This window comes from Streptomyces sp. NBC_01260 (assembly GCF_036226405.1).
In the GTDB taxonomy this organism is placed as follows: Bacteria; Actinomycetota; Actinomycetes; order Streptomycetales; family Streptomycetaceae; genus Streptomyces; species Streptomyces laculatispora.
In genome coordinates this window covers 2,075,904-2,091,350 of the sequence record NZ_CP108464.1, presented here as the reverse complement: position 1 = coordinate 2,091,350, position 15,447 = coordinate 2,075,904, and the positions used below count along the sequence as shown (strand labels likewise).

The window sequence follows — 15,447 nt, the reverse complement described above, 5'->3', positions numbered from 1 at the left end:
CCCTTCACGTCGTCGCCGGCGCGTGCTAGACCAACCACCGCCCGGTCTGAACCACTTGGATCCCGGAGGTACTCCCGTGTCACTTCTGCCCGCCTGGTCGCGCCGAGCCTTTCTCGCCACCGGCAGCGCCACCGCACTGGGTCTGGCACTCGCCCCCGCGGCCCGCGCGGCCGAGGACGAGTTCGAGACGCTCCGGCTGCGCTGGAACGACCTCTCGCTCGGCACCGGCTACGACCCCGCCACCGAGCCCTACACCTCCCGGCTCGCCGGGACCGGTGAACTCGCCGCCGGATTCCGCTCGGCCATGGCCCCCGCCGCCGGCTCGCTCTGGCCCGGGCACACCTTCGACCCGCCGTCCGGCATCACCTGGAGCTACTCCCGGCTGTGGACGATGACCCAGGCGTACGCCCAGCAGGGCACCGGCCACACCGGGGACGCGGGGCTGCTCGCCGACATCGTCCGCGGACTCGACCACCTCTCCGCGACGGTCTACAACCCCTCCACGGCCCGGTACGGGAACTGGTGGGAATGGCAGATCGGCAGCCCGCGCCTGCTCATGGACATCGTCTCGGTGCTGCGCCCGCACCTCGGCGAGGAGCGCGTCCTGGCCGCCTGCGCCGCCGTCGACCACTTCATCCCCGACACCATGCTCACCGACTACAGCGGCACCTCGACCGGCGCCAACCGGGTCGACCTGTGCCGCTCCGTCGCGCTGCGCGGCATCCTCGGCCGCGACGCAGCCAGGACGGCGCTCGCCCGCGACGCCCTCTCGCCCGTCTTCCCGTACGTGACCGGGGGCGACGGCCTCTACGCCGACGGCTCGTTCGTCCAGCACACCTGGATCGCCTACTCGGGCACGTACGGCCAGGTCATGCTCGACGGCCTCGGCCGGCTCTTCGCCCTGCTGGCCGGATCGACCTGGGAGGTCACCGACCCCGGCCGGCAGATCATCCTGGACAGCGTCGAACACGCCTACGCGCCGCTCATCCATGACGGCCTGATGATGGACAGCGTCAACGGCCGGGCCATCAGCCGCGGACTCCTCAAGAGCGACGAACTCCAGGTCATGCGCAGCGACCACTTCCACGGCCAGGCACTGATCGCGGCCGTCGCCCTCCTCGCCGGCGGTGCCTCCGACGCCGAGCGGGACCGGTGGCACGGCATGATCAAGGGCTGGATCGAACGCGATACGACCAGTCCGGTCCTCACCGCCCCGCAGTTCGGTGTCGCCGACCTCTCCCGGCTGCACGCGGCCGCCGCCGCCCCGGTCCCCGCCGCGCCCGAACCCGTCGGCCACACCCTGTTCGCCGCCATGGACCGGGCCGTGCACCGGCGCCCCGGGTGGGTCGCCGGCCTCTCCATGTCGTCCGAGCGGATCAGCTCCTACGAGTGCGGCAACGGCGAGAATCCGCGCGGCTGGCACACCGGAGCCGGAATGCTCTACTGGTGGCAGGGCCGGGACGGCGCGGACCAGTACACCGACTGGTTCTGGCCCACCGTCGACTGGTACCGGCTGCCCGGCACCACCGTCTCCACCAAGCGGCTCGCCGACCGGGAGGGCGGCGAGTGGGGCGAACCCCGGCCGGACGTGCGATGGGTCGGGGGCGCGCACGACGGCGAGTTCGCTGCCGTCGGGCAGCACGTCAAGGGCCTCGGCTCCACCCTGGAGGCCCGTAAGTCCTGGTTCTGCGCCGCCGACGCGGTCATCTGCCTCGGCGCGGGCATCACCGCCACCGACGGGGTCCCCGCCGAGACGGTCCTCGACAACCGCAACCTGGGGCCGGACGAGGCCGGGCAGACCCTCACCGTCGAGGACCGCTCCCGCCCGCGCTGGGCCCATCTGGCGGGGCACGGCGGCTGGGTGCTGCCCGGCGGCGCGGCGCTGCACACCCTGCGCGAGGCCAGGACCGGCGCCTGGTCCGACATCAACACCACCAGCTCCGCCGAGCGGCGCACCCGGCACTGGCAGACCCTCTGGCTCGACCACGGCACCGACCCGGCCGACGCCGGCTACCTCTATCTGCTGATGCCCGGCGCCTCGCGGCGCACCGTCGCCGCCCGCGCCGCCGACCGGCACTGGCTGACGGTGCTCGCCAACACCGCGGCCGTGCAGGCGGTGGCCGTGCGCTCGCTCGGGCTGACCGCCGCCAACTTCTGGCAGCCCGGCGCGGCGGGACGGCTCTCGTCGACCGGTGCGGCGAGCGTGCTCCTGCGCGAGGGCCGGGGTACCACCACGATCCGGATCAGCGGCCCCGACCGCAGCGGCAGCCCCTTCGAGGTGGTCTGGAACCGGCCGGTGCGCGAGGCCGTCCCGGCGGACCCGGGCATCGAGGTCCGCGCCACCGGCAGGCGGCTGGTGCTGGGCGTGGACCCGGGCACGGCGGGGGCCACGCTGAGGTGCGACCTCCGGTAGCCCCCTGAACCGAGAGCGGACTGGCGGCTCCGGTCGCGGTCGCCGGCCGTCCGGCCGGAGCGGCCGGGCCCGTGACATGATCAGGCGGCTCGCCTCCCGGTCCAGGACACCCGGTCGTCCGACACTCCCCGGCTGACCGGCGTGTGCGGCAGGCCACAGTGAAGCCTTGTGCAACTCCTACAAACGGCGAGGGGTGCGGGCTAGCACTTCGCCTGCATGACGCAAGGCTTCTGTCCGGCTCCACCAGGAAACCGGTCGGGAGACTGTGCGGAGTCGACGGCAGGATTTTCTTGCTGGGCTTCGTAGGGTCGATACATGACCGTTGTGGACGAAACCCCGGGCGAGCCGAGCGACACCCGTGGCCGTGTGGCCGAACTGCTGGCACTGCGCGAGCAGGCCCGGCGCGGACCGAGTGACCGGGCGACCGAGGCGCAGCACGCCAAGGGAAAGCTGACGGCTCGTGAGCGCATCGAGCTGCTCGTGGACCCGGACTCGTTCAGGGAGGTCGAGCAGCTGCGCCGGCACCGGGCGACCGGCTTCGGCCTGGAGGCGAAGAAGCCGTACACCGACGGTGTCATCACCGGCTGGGGCACGGTCGAGGGCCGGACCGTCTTCGTCTACGCGCACGACTTCCGGATCTTCGGCGGGGCGCTGGGCGAGGCCCACGCCACGAAGATCCACAAGATCATGGACATGGCCATCTCGGCCGGTGCCCCGCTGGTCTCCCTGAACGACGGCGCCGGCGCCCGTATCCAGGAGGGCGTCTCGGCACTCGCCGGATACGGCGGCATCTTCCAGCGCAACACCCGCGCCTCCGGTGTCATCCCGCAGATCAGCGTGATGCTGGGACCGTGCGCGGGCGGCGCGGCCTACAGCCCGGCCCTCACCGACTTCGTCTTCATGGTCCGCGAGACCTCGCAGATGTTCATCACCGGACCGGACGTCGTGAAGGCGGTCACCGGCGAGGAGATCACCCAGAACGGCCTCGGCGGCGCCGATGTGCACGCCGAGACCTCGGGCGTCGCGCACTTCGCGTACGACGACGAGGAGACCTGCATCGCCGAGGTCCGCTACCTGATCGGGATGCTGCCCTCGAACAACCGCGAGAACCCGCCCACGGTCGCGAGCGACGACCCGGCCGACCGGCGCGGCGACGTCCTGCTGGACCTGGTGCCCGCCGACGGCAACCGCCCGTACGACATGCACAAGGTCATCGAGGAGCTCGTCGACGACGGCGACTACCTGGAGATCCACGAGCGCTGGGCCCGTAACATCATCTGCGCGCTGGCCCGCCTCGACGGCCAGGTCGTCGGCATCGTCGCCAACCAGCCGCAGGCCCTGGCCGGTGTCCTGGACATCGAGGCGAGCGAGAAGGCCGCCAGGTTCGTCCAGATGTGTGATGCGTTCAACATCCCCATCATCACTCTTTTGGACGTACCCGGCTTCCTGCCCGGTGTGGATCAGGAGCACGGTGGAATCATCCGGCACGGGGCGAAGCTGCTCTACGCCTACTGCAACGCCACGGTGCCGAGGATCTCGTTGATCCTGCGCAAGGCCTACGGCGGTGCTTACATCGTCATGGACAGCCAGTCCATCGGCGCCGACCTGACTTACGCCTGGCCCACCAACGAGATCGCGGTGATGGGCGCCGAGGGCGCTGCCAACGTCATCTTCCGTCGGCAGATCGCCGAAGCCGAGGACCCGGAGGCCATGCGGACCCGCATGGTCAAGGAGTACAAGGCCGAACTGATGCATCCGTACTACGCCGCCGAGCGCGGCCTGGTCGACGACGTCATCGACCCTGCCGAGACTCGCGAGGTGCTGATCGCCTCGCTCGCCATGCTCCGGTCCAAGCACGCCGACCTGCCGTCCCGCAAGCACGGCAACCCGCCGCAGTAGTCCGCGGCCCCGCAGCACCGCTGCAAGGCCCCGCGAAGACCTGCCGAGAAGACAGAGAGACATACATGAGCACTGCCGCCGAGTCCGTGCTGCGCGTCGAGAAGGGTCTTGCCGACCCCGAGGAGCTGGCCGCCATAACTGCGGTCCTGCTGGCCCGCGCCGCCGCCCAGCCCGCAGCCGCCCCCACCACTCACCGACGCCGCAACACGGCCGGCTGGCGCCGCCTGGAACGCACCCCCGGCTTCCGTGCCCCCCACAGCTGGCAGGGCTGACACCGGCCCCCTCAAGCCCGCGTCGCTCATGTGGACCGGCATCGGCCCGATCAGGCCCGTCCGGCTATTGAGGACACAGCACGGCCGAAGGCCGGGCACACACCGAAGGGCCCCGCACTCCCAAGGGAGCGCGGGGCCCTTCGGCCGTCCGAACCGTGGGGCACCCCTACCGCAGGCGCGCCATCAACGCATGCTCCACCAAAGTGATCAACGCACTCTTCGCATCCGCCCGATGCCGCGCATCCGTGACGAGAATCGGCGTGTCCGGTCCGATCTGGAGCGCTTCGCGCACCTCGTCGGGGGTGTAGGGCTGGTGTCCGTCGAAGCCGTTGAGGGCGATGACGAAGGGGAGTCCGCTGTTCTCGAAGTAGTCGACGGCGGGGAAGCAGTCGGCGAGGCGGCGGGTGTCGACCAGGACGACGGCGCCGATGGCGCCGCGTACGAGGTCGTCCCACATGAACCAGAAGCGGTCCTGTCCGGGGGTACCGAAGAGGTACAGGATCAGGTCCTGGTCCAGGGTGATGCGTCCGAAGTCCATGGCCACCGTCGTGGTGGTCTTGTCCCCGGTGTGTGTCAGGTCGTCGATGCCCGCGGATGCGGACGTCATCACGGCTTCGGTGCGCAGCGGATTGATCTCCGAAACGGCACCGACAAACGTGGTCTTACCCACGCCGAAGCCCCCTGCCACCACGATCTTCGCCGAGGTAGTGGAGCGGGCCGCTCCGCCGCTAGAGCTTGCGAAGTCCACTGAGCACCCTTTCGAGCAGTGTCACATCTGGCTGGCCGCCGGCGGACTCTTCGCCGCCGGGCTGGTGGATAGCGACGAGTCCGGCCTCTGCCAGGTCGGCTACGAGGATCCGGGCAACGCCGAGAGGGATCGAGAGCAGGGCCGAGATCTCGGCCACCGACTTGATCTCGATGCACAGCCGGCAGATCCGCTGGTGCTCGGGCAACTGCCCTTGCAGCCGGGACGGATCAGCCGTAGTACTGACCAACGCCTCAATGGCGAGTTGGTAGCGCGGCCGCGTCCGTCCGCCTGTCATGGCGTACGGACGGACCAGCGGATTGTGCGCGGCGGGAGCGGCCGGCTCGGGGGTCCACCGCGGCTGCACCGGCTGAATGCGGGGCGGCGGCTGCGGGGAGTCGTACCGGTGCGGGCGCTGCGGCCGCTCGGGCTGCTGCGGCTGCTGCGGCCACTGCGAACCCTGCGTGTTCTGCGGCCAGTCGTCCGAGCCCCGCGTGTCCTGCTGCGGCCAGTCGTCCGAGCCCCGAGCGCGCCGAGGCTGCCTGGACGGCTGAAAAGGCTGCTGCCCGCCCTGTCTGCCGGGCGGGGAGGGGAAGTCGAAGCCATCGCCCCTGTGCTCACCCGGTACCTGCTGACCACCGTTGAACTGGTGTCCGCCTGGGGGTGTACCCACGATTCCTCCTCCGCCTGCCGGTCCCGGTCCCAGTGGGTCCGCGCCACCGCACCTTATGGCGCTGTGACGTGAAACGCACTGTCTGTCTACTAGTTAAGAAGACTTCCCTGTAGTTCGGCGCGGAGGTCCGGAGTGAGGACACCGCCGGCGCGGTCGACCAGAAGTGCCATTTCGTACCCAACCAGGCCGATATCGGCATCCGGGTGTGCAAGAACGGCCAAGGAAGATCCGTCGGAGACGGACATGATGAAGAGGAATCCTCGCTCCATCTCCACAACTGTCTGGTTCACGGCGCCGCCTTCGAAGATCCGCGAGGCCCCCGCGGTCAGCGAGGTCAGACCGGAGGCGACAGCCGCCAGCTGGTCGGCGCGGTCACGCGGAAATCCCTCGGACATCGCCAGCAGGAGTCCGTCTGCGGAGACCACCACCGTGTGCGACACCCCGGGGGTGTTGTCCACGAAGTTGGTGATCAACCAGTTCAGATTCTGCGCCGCCTGGCTCATCGGGCTCACACTAACGCTCCTGGTTGTAGGTATTACTGCTGTCCGAACCCGCGTTGCGTCCCCGCAGGACGCCCCGTCGCAGGTTGCTCAACCTGCCACGCACGTCCTCCGGGGCGCGGGAGACCTGGGGGCCGCCCTGCTGGGTCTGCTCGGCCGTGCCCTCGATCAGATTGGCCTTGGGCACGCGCCGGGGAAGACCGGACGGGGTGACCCCGCCCGCCTTCGGGTCCCGGAGCTTCTCGGCCCGCTCCCAGCGCTCGTCGTTCGCCGAGCGCCAGTCGTCCGTTCCGTCCGTGTCCTGCTGCGCGGGCGACGGCTGCTGCGGCGGTTCCTGCTGCTCCGGCGGCTCCTGCGCGGCGGCGGGCCGGTCGTTCCCGCGTCCGGTGGGCTGCCAGTGCTGCTGGCCGCCACGGCGCGGCAGACCGGCCTCGGTCATCTCGTGGCCGGAGTTCGGGACGGGGCCCGACCGGTCGAAGCCTACGCTCTCCCGCGATTCGGCGGGGGCGCTCCCAACAGATTCCGGTTCGGCCTGCGTCGAGGGTTCGTACGCACCCTGGTATGCACCCTGGTCTGGCCACACTTCCTGCTGGGGCTGGGCGGTGTACTGCCGGTCATAGGCCTGCTGAGGCGACTCGATGGCCGGGTATGCCGACTCCGGATAGCCGTTCTGCCCGTGGTGGTCGGGCTGTTGCACGTAGCCGGTGTCACCGCGGAACGGGTCATGGCCGCCCTCGTACGCGGGCTGTCCGTACTGCGGCTCCTGCTGCGGTTCCTGGGCGTACTGGTTTCCGGCGTAGGGGGACTCGGCGTACGGGGCCTGGGCGTACTGCTCCTGCGACTCCTGCCGCGGGAACGGCGGGCGCTCGTCGCCGGTCTGCGTCTCCAGCGCCACGCGGCGCTCCTCCCGCATCAGCGAGCGGCCCACCGGGTCGAGCTGCGCGGATTCCTCCGACGGCTCCCCGTAGCGCGAGTCGTCGAAGCCGAGCTCCGCCGCCGTACGCATCGGGGGCTGCTGCGGGGGCAGCGCGTCGAAGGACTGCTGCTGCGGAATGATCGAGGAGACCGTGAAGTCGTCCTGCGCGGGGGCGCCTTCGCCGCCGCCACCGTGGGTGATCGCGTCCGGCAGCATGACCAGCGAGGTGGTTCCGGCCTGCTCGCCCGAGGGGCGCAGCTGGACCCGGATGCCGTGCCGGTCGGCGAGCCGGCCGACCACGAACAGGCCCATGCGCTGGGAGACCGCGGCGTCCACCGTCGGCGGGTTGGCCAGCTTGTGGTTGATGTCGGCGAAGTCCTCGGCGGTGAGGCCGATGCCCTTGTCGTGGATCTCGATCATCACGCGGCTGTCGGGCAGCCGGGTCGCGGTGACCCGCACCTTGGTCTGCGGCGAGGAGAACGTCGTGGCGTTCTCCAGCAGCTCGGCCAGCAGGTGCACCAGGTCGGTGACGGACTGGCCGTGGATCTCGGTCTCCGGCACGCCCGACAGCTCGATGCGCTCGTAGGACTCCACCTCGGAGGAGGCGGCCCTGAGCACGTCCACCAGCGGCACCGGCTGGTTCCAGCGGCGGCCGGGCTCCTCACCGGCGAGCACCAGGAGGTTCTCGCCGTTGCGGCGCATCCGGGTCGCGAGGTGGTCCAGCCGGAAGAGGCTCTCCAGCTGGTCCGGGTCGGCCTCGTTGTTCTCCAGGCCGGTGATGAGGGTCAGCTGGCCCTCGATGAGCGACTGGTTGCGGCGCGACAGGTTGGTGAAGATCGCGTTGACGTTGCCCCGCAGCATGGCCTGCTCGGCCGCCAGCCGCACCGCCTCGCGGTGCACCTGGTCGAAGGCGCGGGCGACCTCGCCGATCTCGTCCTGGCTGTTGATCGGGATCGGCTGGACGCGGGTGTCCACCCGGCCCGGGTCGGTCCGGGACAGCTGGTCGACCAGCGAGGGCAGCCGCTGCTCGGCGATGCCGAAGGCGGCGTTGCGCAGCCGGAGCATCGAGCGGCTCATCTGGCGGGCCATGAGGCCGGCCAGGACGAAGGCGGCCAGCAGGGCGACGAGCACGATCGCGGCGTTGACGACGGCGTCGGTCCTGGCGCTGGACGAGATGTCCGCGGCCTCGGTCACTGCCTTGTCGACGAGCTCTTCCTCGACCGTGGTGTACCCGTCGAACTTCGCGGTGGCCGCGGCCATCCAGGTCTCGGGGGTGATCCCCTTCGCCTTGAGCTGGGCGGGGCTCCTGCCCAGCGCGATCTGCTGGGCCATGCCGTCGTAGACCGAGCCGTCGACGGTGGGCGGCGTCACGAACGGCACACCCGCCGCGTCGGCCTGCTCCTTGGCGGTCTTGACCTTGGCCGCGCCCTCGGTGGCCTTGGCCGCCATGACCTTCTTCAGCCGGGCCGCGTCCGCCTCCGTACCGCCGGAGACGAATTCGCCGAGGGCGATCTGCTCCAGGTAGTTGTACGAGCCGAAGGCCTTGACCTGGTCGTTGAACTTGGCGCTCTCCTGGCTGGGCCGCACCAGCAGGTGCATGCCGATGGAGCGCTGAAGCGATTCTGCAGCCTTGGCCAGCTCGATTGCGTAGACGGTACGGCCGTAACTGGTGATGTTGCCGGTGCCGAGACCGAGCTCGTTGCAGAACTCCATGAGGGAGTGCTGGACCTGGACGTAGCCCTCTTCGGTCTTCACCGGGTCCAGGGCCTCGGCGTAGGCGGCCTTGCGCAGATCGGGGAGCTTGGGCTCCTCCAGTCTGAACAGCTTGAGGCGGCGCTCCAGGCCCTGCTTCGCGGGCATGCCCTTCACAGCCGTGTCGAACTTGTCCGCGGCCGAGTCGGTGGTGTCCCGTACCTGGGTGATGACCGCCGCGTCGCGTTTGTTGGACAGCAGGGGCTGGGCGGAGATGTCGCGCTCGTTCAGCAGCGCCTGCCCGTACTCGGAGGCCGCGCGCACGATCAGTGCGGTCTTCTCGGCGTCCTGGGCCTCCTGCCAGGTGTCGATCGACCCCTTCACCTGGAAGCCGCCCATGACCAGGCCGACCAGTACGGGGATCAGGAGGATTGCGTTCAGTCGGGTGGGCACCCGCCAGTTGCGCGGGGACAGCCGGCTGGTGCTGCCACCGGCCGGCGTCCCTTCGGACACGGCGGACGACGCCGCGGCGCGCGGCGGGGTGAAGTTGCCCCGCTCCGGCTGCGCCGTGGAGCCCTCGTTGTTACGCCTCACTCGACCAACAACCTCTCGGCGTCGGCACCTACGCTGTGCCGTGTTTGTTCAGGGCCGTACTACTCGGGAGTTCGTCGAATTGCAGCACGGGGAACGGTCGCGTTCCAAACACTCGGAATAAGCCATTCCGAGTGGTACAGGCCTCAGATAAAACGGGCATAAAGAACGAGCCCCGCCAAAAGACGGGGCTCATGTGAGCACAGCGGTACCGCTCGTGCGCATCGGGTATTGGCCGTGAGGTAATTCTCTTTCGAAACGTTATGAACGCGGGGGTGGATCGTGTCAAAGGACACAGTCCACCCCCGTGTGACTACTTTAACTGCCGTACGGCAATACGGACTTGTGCCTACTTGAGCCGCGCCATCAACGCGTGCTCCACCAGCGTGATCAGACCGCTCTTGGCGTCACCGCGGTGCCGGGCGTCGGTCGTGATGATCGGCGTGTCCGGTCCGATCTGGAGCGCTTCGCGCACCTCGTCGGGGGTGTAGGGCTGGTGTCCGTCGAAGCCGTTGAGGGCGATGACGAAGGGGAGTCCGCTGTTCTCGAAGTAGTCGACGGCGGGGAAGCAGTCGGCGAGGCGGCGGGTGTCGACCAGGACGACGGCGCCGATGGCGCCGCGTACGAGGTCGTCCCACATGAACCAGAAGCGGTCCTGTCCGGGGGTACCGAAGAGGTACAGGATCAGGTCCTGGTCCAGGGTGATGCGTCCGAAGTCCATGGCCACCGTCGTGGTGGTCTTGCCTCCGGTGTGTGTCAGGTCGTCGATGCCCGCGGATGCGGACGTCATCACGGCTTCGGTGCGCAGCGGATTGATCTCCGAAACGGCACCGACAAACGTGGTCTTACCCACGCCGAAGCCGCCTGCCACCACGATCTTCGCCGAGGTGGTGGCACGGGCCGCACCGCCACTAGAGCTTGCGAAGTCCACTGAGTACCCTTTCGAGCAGTGTCACATCCGGCGCGCCGCCGGCCTCTCCGTTGCCCGGCTGGTGGATGGCCACCATGCCGGCTTCCGCCAGGTCCGCGACGAGGATCCGGGCCACGCCGAGCGGCATCGACAGCAGGGCCGACACCTCGGCCACCGACTTGACCTCACGGCACAGGTGGCAGATCCGCTGGTGCTCGGGGAGCAGCGTCCCCAGGTGCGCGGGGTCGGCCGTGGTGCTGACCAGCGCCTCTATCGCTAGTTGGTAGCGCGGTCGGGTCCGGCCGCCGGTCATGGCGTACGGACGAACCAGCGGCTGGTCGCCTTCACCTTCGTACGACGCGTGGTTCAGCGCGCCGTACGGATCGGGTGAGGCGGGTGGCGGGGTCATGAATCCTCCGGGCGTGACAGCAGGGTGTCGGCGTGCCGTCTGAAGGGGCCGGTGGGGGGCTGTAAGCGGCCGGACGGGCGAGGGTTGATTGCGGTACCTGGGGTAATCGTCTGTGTCACCGATTCATGGCCGCCTAGTGGAGCAGGCTGCCCTGGAGCTCGGCACGGAGGTCCGGGGTGAGGACAGTGCCCGCCCGGTCCACCAGCAGAGCCATTTCGTACCCGACCAGACCGATGTCGGCGTCCGGATGGGCCAGTACGGCAAGTGAGGAACCGTCCGAGACGGACATCAGGAAGAGGAACCCGCGTTCCATCTCCACCACGGTCTGGCTGACTGCGCCGCCTTCGAAGATCCGGGAGGCTCCTGCGGTCAGCGAGGTCAGACCGGAGGCGACAGCCGCCAGCTGGTCGGCGCGGTCGCGCGGGAAACCTTCGGACATAGCCAGCAGCAGGCCGTCTGCGGAGACCACCACCGTGTGCGACACCCCGGGGGTGTTGTCCACGAAGTTGGTGATCAACCAGTTCAGATTCTGCGCGGCCTGACTCATCGGGCTCAACTAACGCTCCTGCTGGTGAGTGGGGCCGAGTGGGAAACTGCCGGTCGACTGGCCGTTGTTGGCCTGACGCCCCTGCTGGATACCCCGGCGGAGATTGGTAAGCCGCCCGCGCACATCATCGGGCGCACGCGACACCTGGGGACCGGACTGATGGTTCTGCTGCTGGGCTGTGCCCGGCACCAGATTGGCACGCGGTACCCGGCGGGGCAGACCGGAAGTGGTGATTCCGCCTGCTGCGGGCTTCTTCACCCGCTCCGCCTGCCGGACGAGTTCGTCGTTCGGCGAGGCGCGCCAGGAGCTGGTGACGCCGTTGGCGTCGCCCGTACCGCGCTGAGGCGCGGGCGGAACGGGACGCTCGTCGGCGGACTGCTGGGGGAAGCCCGGTACCTGCGGCGCGGCGGGCGGCTGCTGGCTGTTCTGCTGCGGACCGTGGAACCAGTTGGTCTCCAGCGTGTCGTACAGCGGCGTACGGCCGTCGCCGGGCCCGGAGGCCGGCGGAAGCGCCTCGGGCTGCCGGTACTGCTGATCGGGCTGCGGGGCGACGGGCGGACGCGGAGCACCGAAGTCCTCGTTGCCGCGGTCGCGCCGGACGGGCGCGGGCTGCCCCTGGCCCTGTCCCCGGTCCTGCGGACGGCCGAAGTCGGGGCGGGCGAACTGCGCGGTGCTCGCCGGGTCCGGCGCCTGCGGCCCGACTGCCCCGTGCTGCGCACCCGGAGCGGGCGCCGAGAAGTCCGGACGGGCGAACTCCGAGGTGGAGCCGGGGCCCTGCCGGTCGTCCATCGGCGGACGCGGGCTGAGCGGCGGCGCGTTCAACGGCCGCTGGAACTGGCTGGTGGACTCGGGCTCCTCGTGACCGCGGGGGGCGTCGAGCGGGAAGCGCTGCTGGGGCGCGGACTGCTCCTCGGAGCCCCAACTGGTGCTCTGCGGGCGCTGCGGAGCGGAGTATCCCTGGCCCGGAGAGCTCGGGGAAGGGCTGCCACCGGGGAGTTCCGCGCGCGGACCGCCGACCGGCGGCAGCTGACGGCTGTTCTCGCCCGGACCGCCGGGCTGCTGGAAGCCGCCCTGGCCCGCCGGGTTCTGCCGGCCGGGGCCGTTGCCCGCACCCTGGCCGTTCTGCTCCGGTCGCCGCTGGGCGAACAGCCCACCGGGCTGGCCCGTGTCCGTTCGTCCGGCGCCGTCGCCCTGGCCACGGGCGCCCAGCCGGGCACCGCCGCCGAAGGCGCCGGAGAGCCCGCCGCCCTGACGCGGCGGCCCCTGACGCGAGCCGTCCTGCGGCTGCCGGCCCTGCGGACCGGTGCCGGACATCCCAGCGCTCTGGAACCCGGAGTTCTGCTGGCCGGGCTGGCTGTTCTGACCGGGCTGGCCGGGCTGACCGGGCTGGCCGGGCTGGCCCGGCTGGTTCTGGGACCGGCCGGTGGTGTCCCGGGCGGGCAGCGCCGCCCGCGGACCGGAGCCCGCGCCGACCTGACCTCGGGCGGCACCCGGACCGGCCGGGAGCCGGCCGCCCGGGGCCGACGGAGCACCGTCGAGACCGGGTCGGGGAGCGTTGCCGCCGGCGAGCAGTCCACCGGCGGGCGCGCCGCCGGCGAGCAGGCCGCCGGGAGCGGACTGCTGGCCCTGAGCCTGCTTCGGAACCGGCATCTTGCCGCCGTGCGCGACATCGACCGGGAGCATGACCAGCGCGGTCGTACCACCGGAGTCGGAGGGCCGCAGCTGGATACGGATGCCGTGGCGCAGGGACAGCCGGCCGACCACGAACAGACCCATGCGGCGGGAGACCGAGACGTCCACGGTGGGCGGCGAGGCGAGCCGCTCGTTGATCGCCGCGAGGTCCTCGGGGGAGAGGCCGATACCCGTGTCGTGGATCTCGACGAGCACCCGGCCGTCGGGCAGCGCGTGACCGGTGACCCGGACCTTCGTCTGCGGCGAGGAGAACGACGTGGCGTTCTCCAGCAGCTCGGCGAGGAGGTGCACGAGGTCGTTGACGACCCGGCCGGCGACCTCGGTGGCGGGCACCGCGGCCAGTTCGATGCGCTCGTACTGCTCCACCTCGGAGGCGGCGGCACGGAGCACGTCGACCAGCGGCACCGGACGGGTCCACCGGCGGCCCGGCTCCTCACCCGCGAGGACGAGGAGGTTCTCACCGTTACGGCGCATACGCGTCGCGAGGTGGTCGAGCTTGAAGAGCGAGGACAGCTGGTCCGGGTCGGCCTCGCGCGACTCCAGCTCGGAGATGAGCGAGAGCTGACGCTGGATGAGGCCCTGCGAACGACGCGAGAGGTTGGTGAACATCGCGTTGACGTTGCCCCGGAGGAGGGCCTGCTCGGCGGCGAGGCGGACGGCCTCGCGGTGCACGTCGTCGAAGGCCGCGGCGACCTTGCCGATCTCGTCACGGGAGTGCACGCCGACCGACTCGACCGAGGTGTCGACGTCCTGCGGGTCGGCCTCGGAGAGCTGCTTGACGAGCTCCGGCAGCCGGTCCTGGGCGACGCGCGTCGCGGTGTCCTGGAGGCGGCGCAGCGAGCGGATCATGGAGCGGGCGACGACGAAGGCGCCGACCAGCGAGACGCCGAGCACCAGCAGGATGAGCGCACCGCTGATGATCGCCTCGCGCTGGGACTGGTCGCGCAGTTCGCGCGCCTTGCCCTCCATGTCGCTGAGGAGCGTCTCCTCGATCTGCTTCATGGCCTGGATCTTGTTGGAGTCCTGGTCGTACCAGTCGAGGTACGAACGCCGGGCCGTCCCAGCCATGCTGGTCGGGCTGTCGAGCACCTTCTTGGCGTAGGTGTCGGCGGCCTTGATCTCCGGGTTGCCCTCGTCCAGCGTGGCGGTCAGCTCGTCCGCGTTGTTGCCGGTGGTCGTGTAGATCGACCCGAACGAGCGACGCGCCAGGTCTTCCTTGCGCAGCGCCGCCAGGCCGAACTGCCGGTCGTTCGAATTGAGGCTCGGCTGCTTGTCGTTGCCGCCCGGCAGCGCCGCGGCGATGATCGCGCGCTGGACCGAGGCGTACTCCTTGGCGGAGGAGAAGGCCGCCAGGGCACGGGTCCGCTTGATCATCTCGGGGCTGCTGGTCGCCTGCGCCATGTCCTGCGAGAGGCTCAGCAGCGAGGTGACCAGCTGGCTGTACGCATCGACGGTCTGCAGGCTCGGGGTGCCCTTGGCGAACGCCTGCTTGCGGATGTCGCGGATGCCGCCCAGCTGCGAGGCGATCTGCGTGACGCTGGAGTGGATGCTCTCCAGGGCCTCGTCGCCCTCGGTGTCACCGATGTCGTTCGTCGCGGTGAGGAACGCCTTCTTCGCGCGGTCGGTCTTCTTCCGCGGCTCGGTGACCTTGAAGTCGGTGGCAGGCACTCCGTTGGACAGCGGGCCCGCCGACCGGTCGCGCTCCTCCTGGAGCGCCTGGGCCAGCGAGGTCGCCTGCTTGGTCATCCGGGTCAGCAGCTGCATGTGCTCCAGCTGCTGGATGTCGTTCATGGATTCGTTGATGCGCAGGCCACCCAGGGTGGTCGCCGCGACCACGGGGAGGGCGAGCAGGGAGACCAGACGCGTGCTGATGCGCCAGTTGCGCAGAGCTACCCGCGACCCCGTGTTGACCGGGCCCTGCGGCTTGAGCGACGTGATCGGATCGGAGCCGCCGCTCGCCGCCGCGCCGGAATGCTTGGCGCGGTCGGTGGTGTCGCCGGCCGCGGCCGGTCCGGGGTTCTGGGCGTGCTGGGGCGAGGAGCCGCGGTCGGTCCCGCCGCGCGGCTCCTGTTCAGCCGCTGCGCTGCCATCCCTCTTGAAACGTCCCTGCACTAGCGTCGCAACCTCTGGACCAGGCGTTCCCCCCGTCATGGACGGATGGAACGGTGTCGGCGTCGTGGGACGTTGT

The 15,447-nt window shown here is 70.3% G+C and carries 11 protein-coding genes; 3 read left to right on the top strand and 8 right to left on the bottom strand.

Annotated elements, in window-relative coordinates; all coding sequences use genetic code 11:
- Positions 1-76 precede the first annotated feature (76 nt).
- The 3 genes from OG322_RS09070 to OG322_RS09060 all read left to right on the top strand — a co-directional run bounded on the left by OG322_RS09070 (position 77) and on the right by OG322_RS09060 (position 4,584).
- Complete coding sequence (locus OG322_RS09070; protein ID WP_405699440.1) at positions 77-2,413, top strand: polysaccharide lyase 8 family protein; 2,337 nt, start codon at positions 77-79, stop codon at positions 2,411-2,413.
- A gap of 315 nt (positions 2,414-2,728) precedes the next feature.
- Positions 2,729-4,312, top strand: a complete 1,584-nt coding sequence (locus OG322_RS09065; RefSeq protein WP_123461868.1) for an acyl-CoA carboxylase subunit beta — start codon at positions 2,729-2,731, stop codon at positions 4,310-4,312.
- 65 nt (positions 4,313-4,377) lie between these two features.
- The gene (locus tag OG322_RS09060; protein ID WP_123461869.1) at positions 4,378-4,584 is read left to right on the top strand and encodes an acyl-CoA carboxylase subunit epsilon; all 207 of its coding nucleotides are present in this window, start codon (positions 4,378-4,380) and stop codon (positions 4,582-4,584) included.
- 166 nt (positions 4,585-4,750) lie between these two features.
- Here OG322_RS09060 and OG322_RS09055 read toward each other — a convergent pair whose 3' ends face one another.
- The 8 genes from OG322_RS09055 to OG322_RS09020 form a co-directional block, all read right to left on the bottom strand.
- Positions 4,751-5,332, bottom strand: coding sequence for a GTP-binding protein (locus OG322_RS09055; RefSeq protein ID WP_123461870.1), 582 nt, complete (start codon positions 5,330-5,332; stop codon positions 4,751-4,753).
- A complete protein-coding gene (locus OG322_RS09050) occupies positions 5,313-6,002 on the bottom strand; it encodes a DUF742 domain-containing protein (RefSeq protein ID WP_123461871.1) in 690 nt (229 codons plus the stop codon). Before OG322_RS09050 ends, OG322_RS09055 begins: the two co-directional genes overlap by 20 nt.
- Before the next feature lie 89 nt (positions 6,003-6,091).
- A complete protein-coding gene (locus tag OG322_RS09045; RefSeq protein WP_037779127.1) occupies positions 6,092-6,505 on the bottom strand; it encodes a roadblock/LC7 domain-containing protein in 414 nt (137 codons plus the stop codon).
- Positions 6,506-6,515: 10 nt separating this feature from the next.
- The gene (locus OG322_RS09040) at positions 6,516-9,704 is read right to left on the bottom strand and encodes a sensor histidine kinase (protein ID WP_329306279.1); all 3,189 of its coding nucleotides are present in this window, start codon (positions 9,702-9,704) and stop codon (positions 6,516-6,518) included.
- A gap of 346 nt (positions 9,705-10,050) precedes the next feature.
- A complete protein-coding gene (locus OG322_RS09035; protein ID WP_073738725.1) occupies positions 10,051-10,632 on the bottom strand; it encodes a GTP-binding protein in 582 nt (193 codons plus the stop codon).
- Positions 10,613-11,020, bottom strand: a complete 408-nt coding sequence (locus OG322_RS09030) for a DUF742 domain-containing protein (protein WP_073738726.1) — start codon at positions 11,018-11,020, stop codon at positions 10,613-10,615. Before OG322_RS09030 ends, OG322_RS09035 begins: the two co-directional genes overlap by 20 nt.
- A 133-nt stretch (positions 11,021-11,153) precedes the next feature.
- Entirely contained in the window at positions 11,154-11,567 is a 414-nt protein-coding gene (locus tag OG322_RS09025; RefSeq protein WP_024495006.1) for a roadblock/LC7 domain-containing protein, read from the bottom strand.
- Positions 11,568-11,576: 9 nt separating this feature from the next.
- Positions 11,577-15,371, bottom strand: a complete 3,795-nt coding sequence (locus tag OG322_RS09020) for a sensor histidine kinase (protein ID WP_329306278.1) — start codon at positions 15,369-15,371, stop codon at positions 11,577-11,579.
- Between the last annotated feature and the right edge of the window lie 76 nt (positions 15,372-15,447).

Bases quoted from the DNA above. Each gene is read 5' to 3' on its own strand.
- OG322_RS09065 (WP_123461868.1), top strand. From the start codon at position 2,729: ATGACCGTTGTGGACGAAACCCCGGGCGAGCCGAGCGACACCCGTGGC.
- OG322_RS09060 (WP_123461869.1), top strand. From the start codon at position 4,378: ATGAGCACTGCCGCCGAGTCCGTGCTGCGCGTCGAGAAGGGTCTTGCC.
- OG322_RS09045 (WP_037779127.1), bottom strand. From the start codon at position 6,505: ATGAGCCAGGCGGCGCAGAATCTGAACTGGTTGATCACCAACTTCGTG.
- OG322_RS09030 (WP_073738726.1), bottom strand. From the start codon at position 11,020: ATGACCCCGCCACCCGCCTCACCCGATCCGTACGGCGCGCTGAACCAC.
- OG322_RS09025 (WP_024495006.1), bottom strand. From the start codon at position 11,567: ATGAGTCAGGCCGCGCAGAATCTGAACTGGTTGATCACCAACTTCGTG.